Source organism: Streptococcus sp. DD12 (assembly GCF_001578885.1).
Lineage (GTDB): Bacteria > Bacillota > Bacilli > Lactobacillales > Streptococcaceae > Streptococcus.
In genome coordinates, this window is record NZ_KQ969495.1 from 261,579 (window position 1) to 281,511 (window position 19,933).

Below are 19,933 nucleotides of genomic sequence, written 5' to 3' on the forward strand. Positions count from 1 at the left end.
ATCTCCTTTCCGTTGTATTTCTTACATAAAGTTGAGAGAGACCTAAACTTGAATTTTAATAGAGGAGAAAAAATAGGAAGGCATGATAGCTTAGCTACCGCCTTTATGGTACCAATTTTAGCATAAGACCCAACCATGTGGAAATATAATTTTGGATTCGGTGCAGTTCTAATTTTTTTGCAACTCGAACGCTTGGCCTATTATACTCATAAACAAAATCTAGCTAGAAAAAATGTCTCAAAGGAGCAATAACGGCTACTACATTTACTATGATTATCAGTTTACCCATTGTACCATTTTTAGGCAAAGGGGACACTTTTGCCTTTCTAATCACAGATGGCTGGCTGATTAAAAAAATTGGGGCAAGCTTACAGAAGTGGGATAAAAGTTTGTCTGCTTGAAGAGTGATCTGGTCGTGGCTTTTTTTCTCAGCTATAAAATGTGTTCAAACAGAAGCAAAATCCTTGCTTTTTATTTTTTTTAGCCTATAATTGACTTATCAACAGTTGACTAGTCAACTATAAAGGAGGTTGGCATGACCCAGATCAATGACTTGCTTTACCAGCTTCATCTGGCGGACCAGGCGAGTACTCGACTATTTGAAAAGCGTTTAGGGATCAGCTTGACCCGCTACCAGATGTTGCAGTATCTCTTGTCGCAGGGGGAATCAAGTCAAATTGCCCTCAAGGAAATCTTGGGGATTGACCAAGCAGCTTTGGCTCGCCATTTTAAGATTTTGGAGGATGAGGGGTATGTGACTAGACAACGTAACCCACTGAACCAGAGAGAGGCGATTGTTGCTTTGACAGACTTTGCGCGTGAGCAGTTGCTTACCCATCCGCCTGTCCATCACCTGGCCACAAAGGAGCAGATGGAAAACATTTTGACAGCGAGCGAAAGCAGGGAGCTGTCTCGATTGTTGGAAAAATTAGTTACTGGCTTGGAAGAAGTCAGTCCTGAAAATAGAAAGTAGGAAACACATATGTCACTTATCACCCTTATCTTAGCTAGTCTTGTCGCTTTAGAACACATCTATATCTTTTATCTAGAAAGCATCGCGACCCAGTCGGAGGCAACCAGCCGTGTCTTTAACATGGACAAGGAGGAGTTGGCTAGAAAATCCGTTACCTCCCTCTTTAAGAACCAAGGAATTTACAATCTTTTGATTGCCCTTTTCCTCCTTTATGGGATTTTCATCTCAAGAAATCTTGAAATCGTGACCATCTTTGTCCTCTTTGTCATCGGAGCAGCTGCCTATGGAGCACTCACAGCTGACAAGAAAATCATCCTCAAACAAGGTGGCCCAGCTATTTTGGCCTTGATTTCTATTGTGTTGTTGAAATAAAAAAGCGTCTAGACAAACAAGTCAGTCAGGCTTAAAATGAAGGAACATAAGGAAGGCTCAGGCGACTGGGCTTTTTTCTATGCTAAATCGGCGTCTCCATAAGCGAAAACACTTTGGCGTAAATTGTCAATGACCTGTCAGGCATTATCATGTACAAGCTTTCTTCTGTATCGTATAATAATCTCATCAATCAAATGAAACAAAAGAGGAAATCAACATGTCAAACAAAAAAGTTATCTTAATCACTGGTGCTTCATCAGGAATCGGCTACCAAACAGCGGAACAATTGGCTAAAGAAGGGCACAGCGTTTATGGAGCTGCCCGTCGTGTGGATGCCATGGAACCGCTCAAAGCCTTTGGTGTGACCCCTGTCCGTCTCGATATCACGGATGAAACTTCTATCAAAGAAGCTTTAGAAACTATCATCGCCAAGGAAGGGCGCATCGATGTCTTGGTCAATAACGCTGGCTACGGCTCATACGGTGCGGTCGAAGATGTGACCATCGAAGAAGCCAAAATGCAGTTTGAAGTCAATATCTTTGGACTAGCCAGCCTTACCAAGTTAGTTCTTCCTTACATGCGAAAACAAGCGTCAGGTCGCATCATCAACATCGGCTCTATGGGCGGTCGCTTGACCTCTTACTTTGGGGCTTGGTACCATGCGACCAAATACGCTCTTGAAGCCTTCTCAGATGGCCTGCGGATGGAAGTGTCAGACTTTGGTATCGACGTGGTCTTGGTAGAGCCAGGCGGTATCAAGACAGACTGGGGCTTTATCGCAGCAGACAAATTGGCTGAGTCAGCAAAAGGTGGTGCCTATGAAGCTGCGGCAACTAAAGCAGCAAAAGGCATGCGCAGCCAATACTCTGGCAACATGATGTCAGATCCCAAGGTCATCTCAAATGCCATCTCAAAAGCGGTCAACAGCCGCCGTCCTAAGACCCGTTACTTGGTCGGCATGGGTGCAAAACCTTTGGTCTTCCTGCACGCCATCCTGCCAGACCGTTGGTTTGACGCCCTTATGAAACGGGCATCCTAAAAAGGAGAAGCCATGCGTCTCAATCTCAGCCAACAATACCTAGAAAATCTTAAGGCCCTTGGCTTGGACTTTCAGTCCATCCTCGACCTGGCCCAGTTGCCGGATACCAGCTGGAAAGAGGAGATGACCCTGTCCACTCTGGATTATTACCACCTGCTCACAGCCTTTGACAAGGTGGCCAGCGACGAGCAGATCCTTGCCATGAGCCGCATCAAGGACATCCAGATGTTCATGCCCCCGTTCTTTGCGGCTCTCTCGTCAAAAAATGGCCTAGCGGCCATTGAGCATTTCGCCAAATACAAGAAAATCACAGGTCCTATCGTAGTGACCATGGAAGTTTTCGACGACTTGGTGCGCGTGAACTACCGCTATGACTATGCCGGTCTGGACCTGCCCCGCTTTGCGGTCCTCAATGAGCAGTTGCTCCTGCTGGATCTGATCCGGACAGGCACAGGCGAAGCCATTGCTCCCGTCCATGTGGGGACGCCCTTTAGCTATGAGGCAGTTAGTAGAGACACCTTTGCCTGCCATGTGGAGCAGATGGAGGGCAATGAAATCGTCTTTCGCAAAGCAGACTTAGAGAAACCCTTTCTCACGGCCAATAATGTCATGCTGGACTACCTGGAACCCCAGCTCAAGGAGCGCTTGGCAGAGGCCATGACCAGCGAGAGCTTCACCGGTGTCGTCCAGCAAAAACTCTACCAGATGATTCCGAGTGGCGCCTTTGGCATTGAGGATATTGCGGCCTCTCTGGGCATCAGTAGCCGAACCCTCCAGCGCAACCTGACCGCAGAAGGCACCAAGTTTAACCAAGAACTGCACAATGTCCAAAAACTCCTAGCCTTTAGCTATTTCAAACAGCCAGAAATCAGCACTGACGAGGTCGCCTACCTCCTAGGCTATGCTGAAGTTTCCTCCTTTTCCCGCGCCTTTAAAAAATGGACCGGACAGACCATCACGGCCTATCGGGAAAATCAGGCTAAGCAAAAACTTTAAGAACAAGTAGAAGTGAGAACACACCAGACAGAAAGTTTGGTGTGTTTTTGTATGGAAGGTGTAGTTTTAAAAAAACACAAAATAAAAAATCAGTTTTTCCTTGACTGACTTCCAAAAAACTGCTAAACTATATTTGTAAAGTAATTTTTAAAAAACACAAAGTGAGTATAATATGAAAAAAATACAGCTAGGAGACTTGGTGAGCTTTCAGGTTGGTTTTCCACAGTTTCGGGTCAAAGAACGACCAAATGGTCATCGCTATAAGATTTACAATCAGCTGGATTTGGAGGATGATCTGGCTGGAGTCAGTCACAAGGAGCGCGAGTCAAAGGAGCTGACCACCGCTGACCAGCTTACCTGTCTTAGCAGTGGCGATCTTGTCTTTAGTCTCATCTCGGGTACAGCCGCCATCGTCTCAAAGGAGCACGAGGGCTATTTCTACACTCAAAACTATGTCGTCTTAGAGCCTTCAAATGAGCTAGACAAGAACTTTTTGCTCTATCTCTTAAACGAAGATAAGGCCGTTAAACGCCAGTTTCTCCTAGGATTGCAAGGGTCGGCTGTTTTGAAATACACCGTTAAACAGTTGCGCGAACTGCAACTACCAAGACTGGAAAGTCTGGAACGACAAAGGCTGATCGGTGCGATTTACCGTAAGCAAGAAGAGGTTAAAGCTTTAAAAACACGACAAGCTGAGAGAGAATATCTCTTACGAATGGGAGAACTAGAGGAGGTTCGCAAGGTATGAAAGAACTAGATTTTGAAAAGCAATTAATCACTTATCTATCAACCGGACAAGTTGAGGGGGCGACAGATGGAAGTGAAGTGACAGAATCCCCGGTCGCCTATGTGACCAAGAAGCGTCTGTGGAAATATGAAAAAGACATCAAGACAACAGAAGCTCTCTGGCAAAACTTTAAGGAAATTCTCGAGCAGCATAACCAAGACGTGCTCAAGAACCCACTGTCAGTCGCAGAATTTAACCAAGTAAAGAAAATCATTTCTGATCTCAAAACGCCCTATCAGGCAGGTCAGTTTCTCTATGGTCTAAATGGGATTTCACAGGTAGAAGTGGATATGGATGATGGTCGCCATGTCTTTTTGACCGTTTTTGATCAGCGTAAGGTCGGGGCTGGCGATACGATCTATCAGATTGTCAATCAAATCCACCGTCCTGCTGTGATTGCTGGGAAGGAAAATCGGATTTTTGATACGACTCTTCTCATCAATGGGCTTCCTATTATCCAAATAGAAGAGAAAAAAGATACGGTAGATGTCAATGCGGCGCTCAATCAGATGCACCAATATATAGACGAACACCAGTATAGTGATATTTTCTCTACGGTGCAAATCTTGGTCGGTCTGACCCCAACGAATGTCAAGTACATGGCCAATACCACCAGTCAAGGTTTCAATACAGACTTTGCCTTTCATTGGCAACGGCAATCCGATAACACTCTGGTGAGGGATTGGAAGGAGTTTGCAGATAGCATGCTGTCTATCCCCATGGCTCATCAGATGGCCACCAACTACATGATCCTCGATGGGACCAAAAACAAGCAGATGCTCAAGGTCATGCGCCCCTATCAGGTCTATGCCACACAAAGGGTCATCGAAAAAATCAAGCAAACGGACTTTGAGCTCTCCAGCACGAAAATCGGCTATATCTGGCATACCACTGGCTCTGGAAAGACCATCACCAGCTTTAAAACAGCTTGGCTAGCTAGTCGCTTGCCAAATGTGGACAAGGTTGTCTTTGTCGTGGACCGCATCGCCCTGACCAGTCAGACCTTTGATGAGTACAGTGCCTATGATCCAGATGGTGTCGGTGAATCTGCAGGTAGTGTCCAAGATACCAAGAAGACCACTGAGCTCAATCGTCGTCTCAAGAGCAAGGACAATGGCATCATCGTCACCTCTGTCCAAAAGCTCAATACCCTGATCAATCGCAAGAGTTTTAAGGCACCTGACAAACGCATTGTCTTTATCGTGGATGAGGCTCACCGCTCGACAGGTGGACTCTCCTTTGCGGCTATTCAAAAAGCCTTTCCGCAGTCAGCCTGGGTCGGCTATACGGGGACACCGATGTTTGATGAGACGACCAAGGGTCTAAGAACGGAAGATATCTTTGGTCCCTTGCTCCATGCCTATACCATCCGTGAGGCCATCGCAGACCGCAATGTCTTGGGCTTTAAGGTGGACTTTGAGACCACTATCGATGAAGCAGATATGAAAGAGCGCTACCTACCAGCCTTTTATCGGGAACGCTACCCTAAATGGACAGAGGAGCAAATCCAAGAAAAAATCGCCCACCTCTCGCAAGAAGACATGGACGACGCGATCGAGCCTAGCTTTTATGATGAAAATCCTGACCATGTCAAACTTGTTGTGGCGGATATTTTCAAGCATTGGCGCAATCGTTCTAAGGACGGGCTCTACAATGCCATGCTGACAACACACGTGGGAGGTGGAAAAGCCAGCACCCCGATGGCCATGATGTACTTCCGAGAGTTTGAACGGGTCAATGATGAAAGACGGGCAGCAGGTCAGCCAACCCTAAAGGTAGCCGTCACCTTTAGCAAAAATACCACCAATAATGATAGTATGCTGGAAAGCAACCAAGGTCTCCATGAAGCTATGACAGTCTACAATCAGCTTTTTGGAACGAAGTTTGAGATGGATAATGTCGCTGGCTATACAGAGGATGTCACCTCGCGTCTGGCAAGGACAGCCCATGATGGTCAGTATCTGGATCTGGTCATCGTGATTGATCAACTCTTGACAGGTTTTAATGCGCCAGAACTCAACACTCTCTATGTCGACCGCACGCTCAAGGATGCTAGTCTCATCCAAGCCTACTCTCGCACCAACCGTGTAGCGGATATGAATGAAAAACCTTGGGGGCGCATCGTCAACTACCGCTGGCCAGCCCACAATGAAAAATTGATGAATCAAGCTCTCTCTATCTATGCCAATAAGGACTCGGCCAAGCTGAGCGACGAAGAGCGCAAGGCAGGCAACACCAAGGATGGCATCACTGCACCAGAGTTTCAAGACCTGCTCACTCAAGTCAAGGAAACCGTCACCCAGCTCTCTGACATGACACAAGTCTTTAACCAACTCCCACCATCTGAAAAGAAAAAGAAGACATGCTGGGCTTGCTTAGAGACTATAATACAGGCATGTCCAAGCTCATGCAGTACACTCCAAGCGAGGAAGAAGGGGGCGATGTAGGCTTTGACTACGATGATCCCGATATTCTCCTAAAAGAACTAGGGATGACACCTGAGCAGGAAGTCATGCTGACGACAGTCTTGACAAATGAGCTAAAAAACCACCTAGCCAAGGAAAAGAAAATCCCTATCTGGGAGGTGGAGTTGCGAATGACCCATGTCAAGGATGTGGAAGTCAACTATGACTACCTGACAGAGCTCATCGAGCAGCTTCTCAACCAAGTTCACGAAGGTAAAAAGGAAGCAGCCAAGGAAACCAAGGAAGAAATCCAGAAGTTTGCCAATAGCTTGGAAGACCGCACCTATGCAGAAAAAATCGTCACTGCAGCCCAAGCAATCTACCAAGGGCACTACCCGACAGCAGATAGTAACTTTACCTATCCAGCTCGTCTCAGCGAAAGCCAAACAATCATCCAAGAAGCCAATGCCGTCAGCCTCAATCGTGTCTTTCTCGACTTCCGCAACCAGTGGGGCATCACGGACATCGTGACCAACCAAGGCTTGCGTAGCCTCTTTGCCAACCACCGCTATGAGCAAAAGGACATGGATGATAGCGGTCAGCTCCGTGACATCATCGCCCAAGCTAGCCTGACCTACCAAGAAATGGCTATGGATAGCAAAATCCAAACCCTTAGCCGGATCAAATACCGCAACGGCCTTAGAGAAGCCATCTACCAACTGGCTGACCAGATGGTGGAGCGGTTGTGAGGGTGAGAAAATTAAGTTAATAAAGTAGAAAAGAGTAAATAAGTGATGAAAAAAATAGGATTTTTATTTGGTGCAGGAGCTGAAATTTCTTATGGAATGCCAACAGGGGGAAAGTTTGCACTTGATATTTTCAGGAAAGATACTTCTTTGGCAAAGAAAGCATTTATAGATAATCGAAGTAGGATTGTAGAGAGCTCACAATATGCTTCAAATTGGCTTCCTCAGGAATATGATACCAAAAGAGTTACCACTTTTAGAGAAAGTGTTTATGAAAGAATTATCAAAGACACAGTTGTAAATAATAGAGATTACATCATTGAGCGGATTAACGAATTTGATAAGGTTGGGGATATTATTTTAAAAAATAAAAGAACGAACACTAAAGAATTTAAAAAATCTGTCGAACAAGATCTTGAGGTATCCTATTCTGATATAAACATTAATCATCAACTTAGGTATAACCACTATTTAGAACAAGGGAATCAATTATTTTCAAGTAAATATTTTGCAATACTGTTAACTTATTATAAAAATTATGCATTCAGCAAACAAGAAGACAAGGAGTTGTTGGGTGATATAGTAAAATCTCTGTTACAATTGCATATAGGTGCAATGAGTGAAAATCTTTCGAGAAATATTAAAGAAAATATTTTTGATGAGGATAAGTTAGGCTTGGATATTTTTGATGATTTGGGAAGTAATATTAACGTAAATTATCAATCAGCTGGAGTTAAGGGGTTAGAATTACTTTCTCGAACTCGATCAAGAGAACTGCATACAATTGTTGATTTTGCATTTGAAGTGGTTGAACACATTTATGCTGATGTACTAGATTATAAAACAGTAATTGATAGTAACTGGCACTATTTGTATAGTCCTAAAAGTGAATGGGGGAAATTTTGTAATATTAGCATATTTTTACACTCTGTTCGTGAATACATTCTTAGCTTTGATTCTGAAGATGGCAATGATGGCTATTATGATGATTTGGCTACACAGGAAAAATTTAGCGTCTCTGGTATAGCGACATCAAATTATATTAACGGCTTAATCGGTGAGAAGTTATCAAAACATTCTATAACATTTTTAAATGGAAGTGTTAATGAGTATTATGACCCGTATATGAATACCTTGATTCCTGAAGACAAATATAAAGATTATGCTCATTTTGCAGTTCCTTTGATTTTTACACAAAGCGGTACAAAGCCGATGACATCTATTGATATGTCTATCAAGTACGTTGATTATTATAATTTACTAAGTGATTCAGATTTTATATGTTCTATAGGATTTGGGTTCAATTATGATGATGAGCACATCAACGGTATAATCAGAAATGTTATTGAAAAACACAATAAACATCTTGTTATAGTGGACTTAGCTAATTATGAAGATGAGGATGTTAGAACTGAAAATATGGCTAAAAAATTAAAAATTAGTGATTCCGGTAAGATTCATTATCTTCTGGTAGATAGCACTAGGCAAATTCAAGGGCAAAATTGGACGGAATATATCGTATCTGAAGAATTTTTGAAACAATTGGGAGAAGAATTTTCATGAAAAACATACCAAAATTAAGATTTCCAGAGTTTAAAGATTCTCCTGCTTGGGAACAGCGTAGGTTAGGGGAAGTTGGAGAAATTCAAACTGGTAATACTCCGCCCACTAATGAAGAAGATAATTACGAAAAGAATGGATTCCCATGGGTCACACCTACTGATATTAATTCATTGGTTCTTCATACGACTTCAAAACAATTATCAGAAGTAGGGAAATCCAAAGCTAGAATTGCTAAGTCTGGTTCAATATTGGTAACATGTATTGCGAGTATTGGGAAAAATACATTAGTTAGAACTGATTCGGCTTTTAATCAACAAATTAATTCATTGACGCCTAGTGAAAAATATTCATCGTATTTTTTACTAACACAATCTGAAATGTGGTCAAGATATATGCTCAGTGTAGCAGGTGCAGGAACAATGCAAATTATTAATAAAAGTGACTTTTCAAATATTAAGACTATGGTTCCCACCCTCCCCGAGCAAGAACGCATTGGCGCCTTCTTCCAAACCCTAGACGCGACCATCGCTAGTCATCAGCGTAAGCTGGAACATTTGAAAATGCGTAAGAAAGGCCTCTTACAGAAAATGTTTCCAAAAAATGGCGAAAGTTTTCCGGAAATTCGTTTTCCTGAATTTACCGATGCTTGGGAACAGCGTAGGCTGGGGGAAGTGGCGGAAATTATTATGGGGCAATCTCCTAATAGTGAAAACTATACTGATAATCCAGCGGACTATATCCTTGTTCAAGGAAATGCAGACATGAAGAATGGGAGGGTTTTTCCAAGGGTATGGACGACTCAGGTTACAAAACAAGGAAGAATAGGTGATTTGATTTTAAGTGTTCGTGCACCAGTTGGGGATATAGGTAAGACGGACTATAATGTTGTTTTAGGTCGTGGTGTTGCTGCAATTCGTGGAAATGAATTCTTATTTCAAACACTATTAAAAATGAAACAATTTGGTTATTGGAATAAACTAAGCACAGGGTCAACTTTTGAAAGTATAAATTCTAATGATATAAAATTAGCAGAAATCCCCCTCCCCTCCCTCCCCGAACAAGAACGGATCGGCGCATTCTTTCAAACCCTAGACGCGACCATCGCTAGTCATCAGCGTAAGCTGGAACATTTGAAAACACTGAAAAAAGGGCTTTTGCAACAGCTTTTCCCTTAGGATGAGCTTCATTTTTGAGAAGACAGCTAAAAACAAGGAGGTATACATGACCAGTAAAACACAGGAAATCACAGACAAGATCTGGGCTATGGCCAATGAATTGCGGGGCAATATGGAGGCCAATGAGTACAAAAACTATATCCTAGCCTTCATCTTTTACCGCTATTTGTCCGAGCATCAGGAGAAGTACTTGGTGAGCAATCAGGTCATCGATGTGCCAGAGGGGATGACGGTCAACCAAGCCTACAAGGAGCAGGCTTCTGGTGAGGATTTGGAGGAGTATCTAGAGGATATTTCCCTGACCTTGGGCTATGCCATTGAGCCTGAGGATACTTGGGAGTCCTTGCGGGAGAAGATCGCAGATAGTCAGGTCATGCCCAGTGATTATCAGACCATTTTTGAGCATTTTAACCGCAATGTGGAGCGTAACCGTGAGGCTTCCAAGGACTTTAGTGGCGTTTTTAACGACATCAACCTCGGGGATTCACGCTTGGGAGCGTCTACGACAGCTCGTGCCAAGTCGCTAGGTGCCATTGTCAAGCTCATCGATGGGATCGACTACAAGAGTGAGGATGGTAGAGACATCCTAGGAGAGATTTACGAGTATCTGATCGGGAAATTTGCTGCCTCAGCAGGGAAAAAAGGGGGCGAGTTTTACACGCCCCATGAGGTTAGCCAGATCTTGGCCAAGCTGGTGACGCTAGATGTCACTGAAGACCTAGATACAGCCTTTAGCGTCTACGACCCGACCATGGGGTCCGGTTCTCTCCTTTTGACCGTGGGAAATGAACTCCCCCAAGGCAAAAAAGCAGGTGCCATCAAGTACTTTGGTCAGGAGTTAGGGACGACCACCTACAACTTGGCTCGGATGAACCTCATGATGCACGATGTGACCTATACCAATATGACTCTTAGAAATGCGGATACCCTAGAGAGTGACTGGCCAGATGGACCTGATGAGAAAGGGATTGACCACCCCCGCTCTTTTGATGCCGTGGTGGCCAACCCTCCCTACTCAGCCAAGTGGGACAATGCGGACTCCAAGCTCAAAGACCCCCGCTTTTCAGACTATGGCAAGCTAGCCCCTGCCTCAAAAGCAGACTATGCCTTTATCCTACACAGCCTTTACCATCTCAATAACACGGGGACCATGGCTATCGTGCTCCCCCACGGCGTGCTCTTTCGTGGTGCAGCAGAGGGCAAGATTCGTAAGGTTTTGATTGAAAAGAATTACCTAGATGCTGTTATCGGCCTACCAGCCAACCTCTTTTACGGCACCAGCATTCCAACCACTATCTTAGTCTTTAAGAAAAATCGCAAGACCAAGGATGTTTTCTTTATCGATGCTTCCAAAGACTACAGCAAAGGTAAAAACCAAAATAGCCTAACCGAGGCGCATATCGAAAAAATTGTCGCAACCTATAAAGATCGTCAAGATGTGGACAAGTATGCTCACTTAGCGAGTCTGGAAGAAATACAGGAAAACGACTACAACCTCAATATCCCTCGCTATGTGGATACCTTTGAGGAGGAAGAACCGATTGACCTTGATGAAATCAAGCAACTCCTAGCCCAAGACGACCAAGAAATCGCCAAACTCGAAGCTGAAATCGATGAGTTGTTAAAAGAATTAGGCGTTTAAGACGTGAGAAACCGACCAAGCAGTCGGTTTTTCTTCTTTTATGAAAATCAAACGACGAGATTTTATTGAACGATCGTAGTTGTTACTTGTAAGCACTTCAAAAAACCTGTAAAATAGACCTGTAAAAAAACGTGTGAAAGGTGCTGTTATGAACAAGGAAGGAAATATTAAGAATGTATCTTTTAAAATTGACGCAGACTTACTAACGACAGCGCGTTCTATTTTGAAGCAAAACGGCTACACCTTATCAAAGGGCTTGACTCTTTTCTTGAAAAATGTGGCGGTTAGGGAGGAAGTCCCCCTTGAAACGGAGGAGGATTTGGAAAATGAACGCTTGTTTTTGCAACTAAAAAACGAGATTAAAACGAGTCTTGATGAGGTGCAGTCTGGAAGTTACTATACTGATGAAGATTTGGTAGAACGCTATGGTTTATAGTATTCGCTATGCAGAAAGGGTCGTAGAGGAACTCGATCGAATCTACAGTTATATTTCTACTAACTTTAGTATTACGAGTGCTAGAAGAAAAATCTCAAAGATTAGAGCCAAGAGGAATCAGCTTCAGTATATGCCCGGTGGGTTTGATTTTGATGACCGATTAGGAAGAAAATTGAATGCAAATTTTAAAACACAGGCCTTAGTTTGTGATGATTATCTAATATTGTTCCTTGTGGATGACAAACAAAAGATTGTTATCGTTACCCACCTCATTCCGTCGAAGAGCAACTATATGAAGTTGTTAAAAAAGTAAACTAAAGAGCGCAAGCTCTTTTTAGTTTTCCGGAAATTCGTTTTCCTGAATATACCGACGCTTGGGAGAGAAAAGCTCCAGTGGAGGTTTTCTGCCTTTTCCAAGAAATAGAAAGGAAAAGGGCGTAAGTTGGGGTGAGCAAGATTGGAAAATCAAAACATCGCTTTCCAGAATTTACAGATGCCGACGCTTGGGAGAGAAAATCTCCAGTGGAGGTTTTCTGCCTTTTCCAAGAAATAGAAAGGAAAAGGGCGTAGGTTGGGGTGAGCAAGATTGGAAAATCAAAACATCGCTTTCCAGAATTTACAGATGCCGACGCTTGGGAGAGAAAATCTCCAGTGGAGTTTTTCTGCGATTTCCTAGAAATAGGAACGAAATCGGAGTAAGTTGGGGGAAAGGAGTTTACATGGAAAACATACCAAAATTAAGATTTCCAGAGTTCAAGGATACCGACGCTTGGGAACAGCGTAGGTTGGGGGAAGTAAAAGATGTCCGTGACGGAACTCACGACTCACCTAAGTATATAGAAACTGGATTTCCGTTAATTACTTCAAAAAATTTAACGTCAGAAGGTCTAGACTTTTCGGACATATCTTATATTTCTGAAGATGATTACAATAAAATAAATGAAAGATCTAAGGTTGAAATAGGGGATATCATTTTTGGGATGATAGGTACTATTGGAAATCCAGTTTTAGTTGACAAGGATAGATTTGCAATTAAAAATGTTGCTTTACTGAAAAATAATGGTTCGATAAGAAATCAATTCCTAATTCAAATTCTGCAATCGTCGATTTTTGAAAAATATATTAGGAAAGAAAATGCTGGTGGAACTCAAAAATTTCTAGGACTGAGTCAAATTAGAAATTTTTGTTTATTGGTCCCCTCCCTCCCCGAGCAAGAACGGATCGGCGCCTTCTTTCAAACCCTAGACGCCACCATCGCTAGTCATCAGCGTAAGTTTCTCAACTAACTAACGACCTAGGTTAGATAGGGCGCGCATGACGATATCGATGTCTTTGTTTTCCAATTCAGCGATGATATGAAGATAGGTCTTTTGCGTGGTCGTCATACTTGAGTGGCCCAGTCGCCTAGCGACACTAGCGATAGAAGCTCCTGCAAAAAGTAAGATAGAAGCATGAGTATGGCGCAGACCGTGGAGACTAATCACAGGGATATGGACATGCTGGCAATGGCGCTCAAGGCGCTTATTTGGTGTTGAATTCCAGATAGGACCGTGAACGAAAATGGGTTGATCTTCGGGTAAATCTTTGACAAGCTCACTAAATTGGATGACCGTTTGCCAGTCAATCGGAACCTTCCGAATAGATGACATGTTTTTGGTCGGTAGAAAGCCTGTGTTTCGTTTGTAGTCCCAAGTTTTGGTGACACTCAAGGTCTGGTGGTTAAAGTCAAAATCCAGTGGTGTCAGCGCCAGAGCTTCCGAAAAACGAAGACCAGTCTTTGCGATGAGGAGAATCATCCAATCCCAGTCGGGACTTGCCCCCAGCTCTAAGTCCTCCAGTAATTTATGAAGTTCGTACTGATTGAGGAATTTTTGTTTTTTAGGTCGAGGAGCTCGGCCTTTGATAATGGCTTTGCGAGTAGGATCCTTCGCCACCCACCCCTCGTCTACACAGTCTAAAATCGCAGCCTTGAGTTGGTGGTGAAAATCAAGCGTTGTTTGTCTTTCATGATAGTCAGCATAGTCATTCAGCAATTTCTGATAAGTGGTGCGACTAATCTCTTCTATTTTGAGCTCAGGGGCTAAGCGTCTGACCCACTGCAGGCTCATCTGATATTTTTGCAAGGTGACGCTTTGGACGGCTCCCTCCTTATAGGTTTTGATCCAATCCGCGTAAAACTGGTGAAATAACGAATGACTATGAAATGGTACGGTAGACATATCCTTGTCCTCCTCTAAAAATATTGTATTGTGGTTTGAGGTTCAAACTCATCCTTATTTTACACTTCTAATTTATAGGGACATAGAGAAATATTAACCTCCAAACACCAACATTCCACGCAGGGTTTGTTGGTGTTTTTATTTTTGTGGACTTAAGGCTTGACAGGTGAGTGAATGCTCACTATAATAGGTCCTGTTAGAAAAGTGAGTGATTACTCACCTAAAGGAGGAAAGTATGAAATACTTACTGGACATGAAGGACTTGCAAAAGTCATTTGGACATCAATTGGTCTTGGACCGTGTTAGCTTTCGGGTGGAGGCTGGTCAGATTGTGGGGTTGATTGGGCCATCTGGGGCTGGAAAGTCAACCATGATTAAGACCATGCTGGGGATGGAAAAAGCTGATGGTGGAAGTGCTTTGGTGCTAGACCACACCATGCCCAATCGTCAGATTTTAGGGGCGATTGGCTACATGGCCCAGTCGGATGCCCTTTATGAAGCCCTATCTGGTCAGGAAAATCTAGAATTTTTTGCTGAGCTTAAGGGCTTGTCCAAGAAAGACTTAGCAGCTGAGCTTGCCCATGTGGCACAGGTGGTGGATTTGACAGAGCATTTGAATAAGACTGTTTCGGGCTATTCTGGTGGGATGAAACGCCGTTTGTCTCTAGCGATTGCCCTTTTAGGGCGACCCCAGTTTTTGATTTTGGATGAGCCAACGGTTGGGATTGACCCCTCTCTACGTCGAAAGATTTGGAAGGAACTCTTGACCTTGCGTGACAAGGGGATTGGGATTTTAGTCACCACCCACGTTATGGATGAAGCCGAGCTGACGGATAAGGTTGGCCTGCTCTTGGGTGGGAAGGTCATCGCCTTTGACCAACCTAGCCAACTCAAAAAAGCCTATGGTGTAGACAGCATCGAGGACGTCTTTTTGAAAGCAGAAGGAGAATAAGATGAGAACCCTAGCTATTGCCAAAAAAGTAATCAAAGAACTCTTACGTGACAAGCGCACCCTTGCCATGATGTTTGTTGCTCCTGTCTTTATTATGTGGCTGATGAACCTCATGTTTTCAGCCAGTACTACGGTCGACATCAGTCTGGCGACTCAGGACCTGCCCACGAGTCTGGTCACGCGCCTAAAAGACACCGACCATGTCACGGTCAAAACTTATAAAGACCTCGATAAGGCCAAGGAGGCCTTGGCAGATGAAAAGGTGGATGCGGTCATTTCCTACAAGGATGGGGACTACATGGTCGACTATGCCAATACCGATGCGTCAAAAACAGCCTTTACCCGCCAGCTTTTACGGACCAGCCTGGCTAGCGAGGGAAGCCAACAACTAACCGCTCTGGTCAAACGGGCGCTTCCGCAAGCCAAGCTTGACAGCCAAAAAGCTCATATCACTGAAAACTACCAATATGGCAACAAGGACACCGGCTTTTTTGCCAAGATGATTCCTGTTCTCATCGGCTTTGTCGTCTTCTTCTTTGTCTTTCTCATCTCTGGTATGGCCCTACTCAAGGAGCGCACCAGTGGCACCCTAGACCGCCTGCTGGCCACACCGGTCAAACGGTCTGAAATTGTCTTTGGTTATCTCTTGTCTTATGGGCTGATTGCCATTTTACAAACCATTGTCGTGGTTGTGGCAGCTATCTGGTTGCTTGATATCGAAGTTGTGGGGAGCTTGATAAATGTTATAATAGTCAATGTACTATTGGCTCTTGTAGCCTTGGCCTTCGGGATTCTTTTGTCGACCTTGGCCAAGTCAGAATTTCAAATGATGCAATTTATTCCCTTGGTCATCATGCCTCAACTCTTTTTCTCTGGCATTATTCCGCTAGAGAGTATGGGCGACTGGGCGACCACGATTGGCAAATTCTTGCCTTTGACCTATTCAGGAGATGCCATGCGTCAAATCGTGCTCTATGGCCGAGGGCTAGAGGCTATTTTACCCAACCTTGGGGTCTTGTCCCTCTTTCTCGTCGTCCTCACTATCTGTAATATCGAGGGCTTACAACGCTACCGCAAGGTGTAAGACAAAACACATTTTCAAAAGGAGGAGCCCATGTCAGTCAGTATTTTTGAGTCATTTGGTCACTATCTGGAGCAGTCGGATTACCCTAAAGGGAAGAAAAAAATCATGGAAGCCGCAGTGGAGCAGTTTTCTCGCTACAGTTACCATGGGACGTCGACGCTTCAGATTGCTAAGGCGGCAGGTCTCAGCCAAGCGACCCTATTCAAGTACTTTAAGACCAAGGAAGACCTGCTGGTGGCCATCATCCACCCTGTGGCGCCGGGCCTCTTTGTGGATTTCTTTGACCATCTCTTGACCTATCAGACCCCTGAGGACATGGTGCATTTCTTGGTGAGGGACCGCATGGCATTTTTCGGGGAAAATCAGGCCCTCTTTAAGATTATCTTGCAGGAGCTTCTAGCTGGTGATAAGGTCAAGGCGGAGCAAAAACGACTGTGGGAGACGATTTCGCCCAAGGTCCTTGCGGTTAAAAAACGCTTAGAAGGGGACGCACGGGTCAATCCTCAGCTGACGGTCACGCAGGTGGTTCGCATTTTTATAGGCCCTATCTTGGCCTATTTTGGACAGCTCTATCTGATCGGTCAAGGCGGAGACTTTTCGGAGAGCGACCTCCAGCTGATCGAAAAGCAAATCCTTGCCGGCTTGTGGCAGTAAGAAAAGCATTCCTAAACAACTGGTCATCTGTCAAAGGAGAAACACATGTTAAGTAAAGCAGAACGCTTGGCGACTCAGGCGGAATTGGCTGAAAATTTCAAACGATTAGGGGCATCACCTGAGCAGGTTGCCCATGAGATGGGCATCAGCATAACTGAACTCAAGGAAGTACTTGCCATGTCTCATCCCAATCCGGCGCATGTCTGGATGCTCAGGGATTATTTGGAGGACAAACTCTTGGCAGAAGGAAAGGTGGTTTATCCCTTTAGCAAGCTGGCAGATCATTCGGCCAATCGCTGGTTTAGGTATGACCATCCTTGGCGTCAGTCTTGAGCAAATCCTCTTTTGCCTGCCTGTAAAGGTCAACTTTCATTAGGTCTCTTTTTAAAAAAATGATACAATAAATAAGCAATTTTTTTACAGAAAGGGAAAAGCAATGAATCCCCTCTTACAAGGTATGAATGACCGGCAAGCTCAAGCCGTCCAAACAACAGAAGGCCCCCTCCTGATTATGGCAGGGGCAGGCTCTGGAAAAACAAGGGTTTTGACCCACCGCATCGCTTATTTGATAGACGAAAAAGGAATCAATCCTTGGAATATTTTAGCCATTACCTTTACCAATAAGGCGGCCCGTGAAATGAAGGAGCGGGCGCTGGCCCTCAACCCTGAAACTCAGGAAACCTTGATTGCCACCTTCCACTCTATGTGTGTGCGTATTCTGCGTCGAGAGGCAGATCATATCGGTTATCAGCGCAATTTCACCATTGTCGACCCTGGGGAACAGCGGACCCTCATGAAACGCATCCTCAAAAATCTGAACATCGACAGTAAAAAGTGGAGTGAGCGGGCTATTTTGGGAACCATTTCCAATGCCAAAAATGATTTGCTGGATGAGCAGGCCTTTGAACGCCAAGCAGGTGATGTCTATAGCCAGATTGTTGCCAAGTGTTATAAGGCCTATCAGGCAGAGCTCCGCCAGAGCGAGTCTATGGACTTTGATGACTTGATTATGCAAACCCTGCGTTTATTTGATAGCCATCCAGACGTGCTGGCCTACTACCAACAGCGCTACCAGTATATCCATGTGGATGAGTACCAAGACACCAACCACGCCCAGTACCAGCTGGTCAAGCTCTTGGCCTCTCGCTTTAAAAATATTTGTGTTGTCGGGGATGCCGACCAGTCTATCTACGGCTGGCGGGGGGCTGACATGCAAAATATTTTGGACTTTGAAAAGGATTACCCTCAAGCCAAGGTAGTTCTCTTGGAGGAAAATTATCGGTCGACCAAGACCATCTTGCAGGCGGCAAATGACGTCATCGCCAATAACCGTAACCGCAGACCCAAAAAACTCTGGACGCAAAATGACCAAGGGCAATCCATTGTCTATTATCAAGCCAATAATGAAAGCGAAGAAGCTCTCTTTATTGCCACAACCGTTGACCAAATGGTGCGTGAGGGACGTTCCTATAAGGATTTCGCTGTCTTGTATCGGACCAATGCCCAGTCGCGTACGGTCGAAGAAGCCCTAGTCAAGGCTAATATCCCCTATACCATGGTGGGTGGCACCAAGTTCTATAGCCGTAAGGAAATACGCGATGTGATTAGCTATCTCAATGTCATCGCAAACCCTAACGATAACATCAGTTTTGAGCGCATTGTCAATGAGCCCAAACGTGGCATTGGGCCTGGCACAATGGATAAACTGCGTGATTTTGCTAGACAAAATACCTTCTCTTTGTTAGAGGCGAGTGAACAGGTCGTTTTGTCACCGCTCAAAGGAAAAGCCGCTCAGGCTCTGCTGACTTTGGCCAATACTTTGCTCACCTTACGTGATCAGCTAGACCAGTTATCGGTCACGCAGGTGGTCGAAGCGGTTTTAGAAAAAACAGGCTATGCCCAAGCACTGAGCAATCAAGGCACCCTGGAAAGTGCGGCACGTCTAGAAAATATCGAAGAGTTTCTGTCTGTCGCTAAGAACTTTGATGACGCAGAAGCACCCGCTGAGGCAGAGACAGGTTTGGACCGCTTGAGCCGTTTCCTCAATGACTTGGCCCTGGTGGCGGATACAGATGATGACCATCCCGAGGTTGCTGAAATCACCCTCATGACCCTGCATGCAGCCAAAGGTCTGGAATTTCCAGTTGTCTTTTTGATTGGGATGGAGGAAAATGTCTTTCCACTGTCTCGGGCTGCAGAAGACCCTGACGAGTTGGAAGAAGAGCGTCGCTTGGCCTATGTTGGGATTACTCGTGCTGAGGAAGTGCTCTACTTGACCAATGCCCATGCCCGCATGCTCTATGGACGGACATCCTACAATCGTCCAACACGCTTCCTCCAAGAAATCAATGCTGACCTCTTGGATTATCAAGGGCTGGCACGACCGGTGAATACCGCCTTTAAGGCCAGTCCAGCTGGTGGAGGAAAAACCGTCTTTGGCCAAGGCATGAGCCTTCAAGAAGCGCTCAAGGCCCGGAAGGCTGGCCAAGCAAAAGCCACTGGTGCTAGAGGCCCTATCAAAGTGGGACAAGTTCAAGAGACCACCACAAGTTCTCAGTGGAAAGTCGGCGACAAAGTCCGCCACAAGAAGTGGGGAGAAGGGACAGTCTTACAAGTCAGTGGCGAAGGCAAGGCCCAAGAACTCAAAATTAACTTCCCTCAAGTCGGCCTCAGAAAAGTCCTGGCTAGCTTGGCACCAATTGAAAAATGTTAAAAAACCAGAGACACTGTCTCTGGTTGAGATGGAAGACTTTTCTGAGGTGAGGTTTGAATGCTAGCGATACCTGACGATTTGCCTACCTTAACGTTGAGTCAAAAGCCTTAACCTTTCTAAACGCTTGAAACACCTCAGTTTCAAGCGTTTTTCTCACGGTGGAAAGTTTACTTTCTT

The 19,933-nt window shown here is 44.7% G+C and carries 17 protein-coding genes and 1 pseudogene; 17 read left to right on the top strand and 1 reads right to left on the bottom strand.

Annotated features, from left to right (window positions below):
• Positions 1-535: 535 nt before the first annotated feature.
• From STRDD12_RS01200 to STRDD12_RS01255, 12 genes and pseudogenes are all read left to right on the top strand, one after another.
• Entirely contained in the window at positions 536-973 is a 438-nt protein-coding gene (locus STRDD12_RS01200; RefSeq protein WP_066914168.1) for a MarR family winged helix-turn-helix transcriptional regulator, read from the top strand.
• A 9-nt stretch (positions 974-982) separates the two neighbouring features.
• Positions 983-1,345 (top strand): DUF1304 domain-containing protein, encoded by a 363-nt coding sequence (locus tag STRDD12_RS01205; RefSeq protein WP_066914169.1) that lies wholly within the window; start codon positions 983-985, stop codon positions 1,343-1,345.
• Positions 1,346-1,562: 217 nt separating this feature from the next.
• The gene (locus STRDD12_RS01210) at positions 1,563-2,384 is read left to right on the top strand and encodes an oxidoreductase (RefSeq protein WP_066914170.1); all 822 of its coding nucleotides are present in this window, start codon (positions 1,563-1,565) and stop codon (positions 2,382-2,384) included.
• Between the two features lie 12 nt (positions 2,385-2,396).
• The gene (locus tag STRDD12_RS01215) at positions 2,397-3,380 is read left to right on the top strand and encodes a helix-turn-helix domain-containing protein (RefSeq protein WP_066914174.1); all 984 of its coding nucleotides are present in this window, start codon (positions 2,397-2,399) and stop codon (positions 3,378-3,380) included.
• Positions 3,381-3,552: 172 nt separating this feature from the next.
• A complete protein-coding gene (locus tag STRDD12_RS01220) occupies positions 3,553-4,128 on the top strand; it encodes a restriction endonuclease subunit S (RefSeq protein ID WP_066914175.1) in 576 nt (191 codons plus the stop codon).
• Positions 4,125-7,321: pseudogene (locus tag STRDD12_RS01225) on the top strand (type I restriction endonuclease subunit R). Before STRDD12_RS01220 ends, STRDD12_RS01225 begins: the two are co-directional and overlap by 4 nt.
• 45 nt (positions 7,322-7,366) lie before the next feature.
• Complete coding sequence (locus tag STRDD12_RS08395; protein WP_231853435.1) at positions 7,367-8,881, top strand: hypothetical protein; 1,515 nt, start codon at positions 7,367-7,369, stop codon at positions 8,879-8,881.
• Positions 8,878-10,056 carry a restriction endonuclease subunit S gene (locus STRDD12_RS01235; RefSeq protein WP_066914177.1) on the top strand — a complete coding sequence of 393 codons (1,179 nt, stop codon included), beginning with the start codon at positions 8,878-8,880 and terminating at the stop codon, positions 10,054-10,056. The genes STRDD12_RS08395 and STRDD12_RS01235 overlap by 4 nt, the downstream gene beginning before the upstream one ends.
• 46 nt (positions 10,057-10,102) lie before the next feature.
• Positions 10,103-11,698 carry a type I restriction-modification system subunit M gene (locus tag STRDD12_RS01240; protein WP_066914179.1) on the top strand — a complete coding sequence of 532 codons (1,596 nt, stop codon included), beginning with the start codon at positions 10,103-10,105 and terminating at the stop codon, positions 11,696-11,698.
• A 148-nt stretch (positions 11,699-11,846) separates the two neighbouring features.
• Positions 11,847-12,134 carry a type II toxin-antitoxin system RelB/ParD family antitoxin gene (gene relB / locus STRDD12_RS01245; protein WP_066914181.1) on the top strand — a complete coding sequence of 96 codons (288 nt, stop codon included), beginning with the start codon at positions 11,847-11,849 and terminating at the stop codon, positions 12,132-12,134.
• Positions 12,124-12,447, top strand: coding sequence for a type II toxin-antitoxin system RelE/ParE family toxin (locus STRDD12_RS08540; RefSeq protein WP_066914183.1), 324 nt, complete (start codon positions 12,124-12,126; stop codon positions 12,445-12,447). Before relB ends, STRDD12_RS08540 begins: the two co-directional genes overlap by 11 nt.
• Before the next feature lie 406 nt (positions 12,448-12,853).
• Positions 12,854-13,420, top strand: a complete 567-nt coding sequence (locus STRDD12_RS01255) for a restriction endonuclease subunit S (protein WP_066914185.1) — start codon at positions 12,854-12,856, stop codon at positions 13,418-13,420.
• Here the strand turns inward: STRDD12_RS01255 and STRDD12_RS01260 are convergent, their stop codons facing one another.
• The gene (locus STRDD12_RS01260; RefSeq protein ID WP_066914187.1) at positions 13,421-14,353 is read right to left on the bottom strand and encodes a site-specific integrase; all 933 of its coding nucleotides are present in this window, start codon (positions 14,351-14,353) and stop codon (positions 13,421-13,423) included.
• A gap of 235 nt (positions 14,354-14,588) precedes the next feature.
• Here STRDD12_RS01260 and STRDD12_RS01265 point away from each other — a divergent pair, with 235 nt between their 5' ends.
• From STRDD12_RS01265 to pcrA, 5 genes are all read left to right on the top strand, one after another.
• Positions 14,589-15,305 carry an ABC transporter ATP-binding protein gene (locus tag STRDD12_RS01265; protein ID WP_066914189.1) on the top strand — a complete coding sequence of 239 codons (717 nt, stop codon included), beginning with the start codon at positions 14,589-14,591 and terminating at the stop codon, positions 15,303-15,305.
• Position 15,306: 1 nt separating this feature from the next.
• Positions 15,307-16,389, top strand: a complete 1,083-nt coding sequence (locus STRDD12_RS01270) for an ABC transporter permease (RefSeq protein WP_066914191.1) — start codon at positions 15,307-15,309, stop codon at positions 16,387-16,389.
• A 30-nt stretch (positions 16,390-16,419) separates the two neighbouring features.
• Complete coding sequence (locus STRDD12_RS01275; protein WP_066914193.1) at positions 16,420-17,043, top strand: TetR/AcrR family transcriptional regulator; 624 nt, start codon at positions 16,420-16,422, stop codon at positions 17,041-17,043.
• 45 nt (positions 17,044-17,088) lie between these two features.
• A complete protein-coding gene (locus tag STRDD12_RS01280; protein ID WP_066914195.1) occupies positions 17,089-17,376 on the top strand; it encodes a DUF2316 family protein in 288 nt (95 codons plus the stop codon).
• Positions 17,377-17,479: 103 nt separating this feature from the next.
• A complete protein-coding gene (gene pcrA, locus STRDD12_RS01285; RefSeq protein WP_066914197.1) occupies positions 17,480-19,756 on the top strand; it encodes a DNA helicase PcrA in 2,277 nt (758 codons plus the stop codon).
• Positions 19,757-19,933 lie beyond the last annotated feature (177 nt).

Bases quoted from the DNA above. Each gene is read 5' to 3' on its own strand.
- STRDD12_RS01275 (WP_066914193.1), top strand. From the start codon at position 16,420: ATGTCAGTCAGTATTTTTGAGTCATTTGGTCACTATCTGGAGCAGTCG.
- STRDD12_RS01210 (WP_066914170.1), top strand. From the start codon at position 1,563: ATGTCAAACAAAAAAGTTATCTTAATCACTGGTGCTTCATCAGGAATC.
- STRDD12_RS01235 (WP_066914177.1), top strand. From the start codon at position 8,878: ATGAAAAACATACCAAAATTAAGATTTCCAGAGTTTAAAGATTCTCCT.
- STRDD12_RS01240 (WP_066914179.1), top strand. From the start codon at position 10,103: ATGACCAGTAAAACACAGGAAATCACAGACAAGATCTGGGCTATGGCC.
- STRDD12_RS08540 (WP_066914183.1), top strand. From the start codon at position 12,124: ATGGTTTATAGTATTCGCTATGCAGAAAGGGTCGTAGAGGAACTCGAT.
- STRDD12_RS01260 (WP_066914187.1), bottom strand. From the start codon at position 14,353: ATGTCTACCGTACCATTTCATAGTCATTCGTTATTTCACCAGTTTTAC.
- relB (WP_066914181.1), top strand. From the start codon at position 11,847: ATGAACAAGGAAGGAAATATTAAGAATGTATCTTTTAAAATTGACGCA.
- STRDD12_RS08395 (WP_231853435.1), top strand. From the start codon at position 7,367: ATGAAAAAAATAGGATTTTTATTTGGTGCAGGAGCTGAAATTTCTTAT.
- STRDD12_RS01205 (WP_066914169.1), top strand. From the start codon at position 983: ATGTCACTTATCACCCTTATCTTAGCTAGTCTTGTCGCTTTAGAACAC.
- STRDD12_RS01270 (WP_066914191.1), top strand. From the start codon at position 15,307: ATGAGAACCCTAGCTATTGCCAAAAAAGTAATCAAAGAACTCTTACGT.
- STRDD12_RS01200 (WP_066914168.1), top strand. From the start codon at position 536: ATGACCCAGATCAATGACTTGCTTTACCAGCTTCATCTGGCGGACCAG.
- pcrA (WP_066914197.1), top strand. From the start codon at position 17,480: ATGAATCCCCTCTTACAAGGTATGAATGACCGGCAAGCTCAAGCCGTC.
- STRDD12_RS01215 (WP_066914174.1), top strand. From the start codon at position 2,397: ATGCGTCTCAATCTCAGCCAACAATACCTAGAAAATCTTAAGGCCCTT.
- STRDD12_RS01280 (WP_066914195.1), top strand. From the start codon at position 17,089: ATGTTAAGTAAAGCAGAACGCTTGGCGACTCAGGCGGAATTGGCTGAA.
- STRDD12_RS01255 (WP_066914185.1), top strand. From the start codon at position 12,854: ATGGAAAACATACCAAAATTAAGATTTCCAGAGTTCAAGGATACCGAC.
- STRDD12_RS01220 (WP_066914175.1), top strand. From the start codon at position 3,553: ATGAAAAAAATACAGCTAGGAGACTTGGTGAGCTTTCAGGTTGGTTTT.
- STRDD12_RS01265 (WP_066914189.1), top strand. From the start codon at position 14,589: ATGAAATACTTACTGGACATGAAGGACTTGCAAAAGTCATTTGGACAT.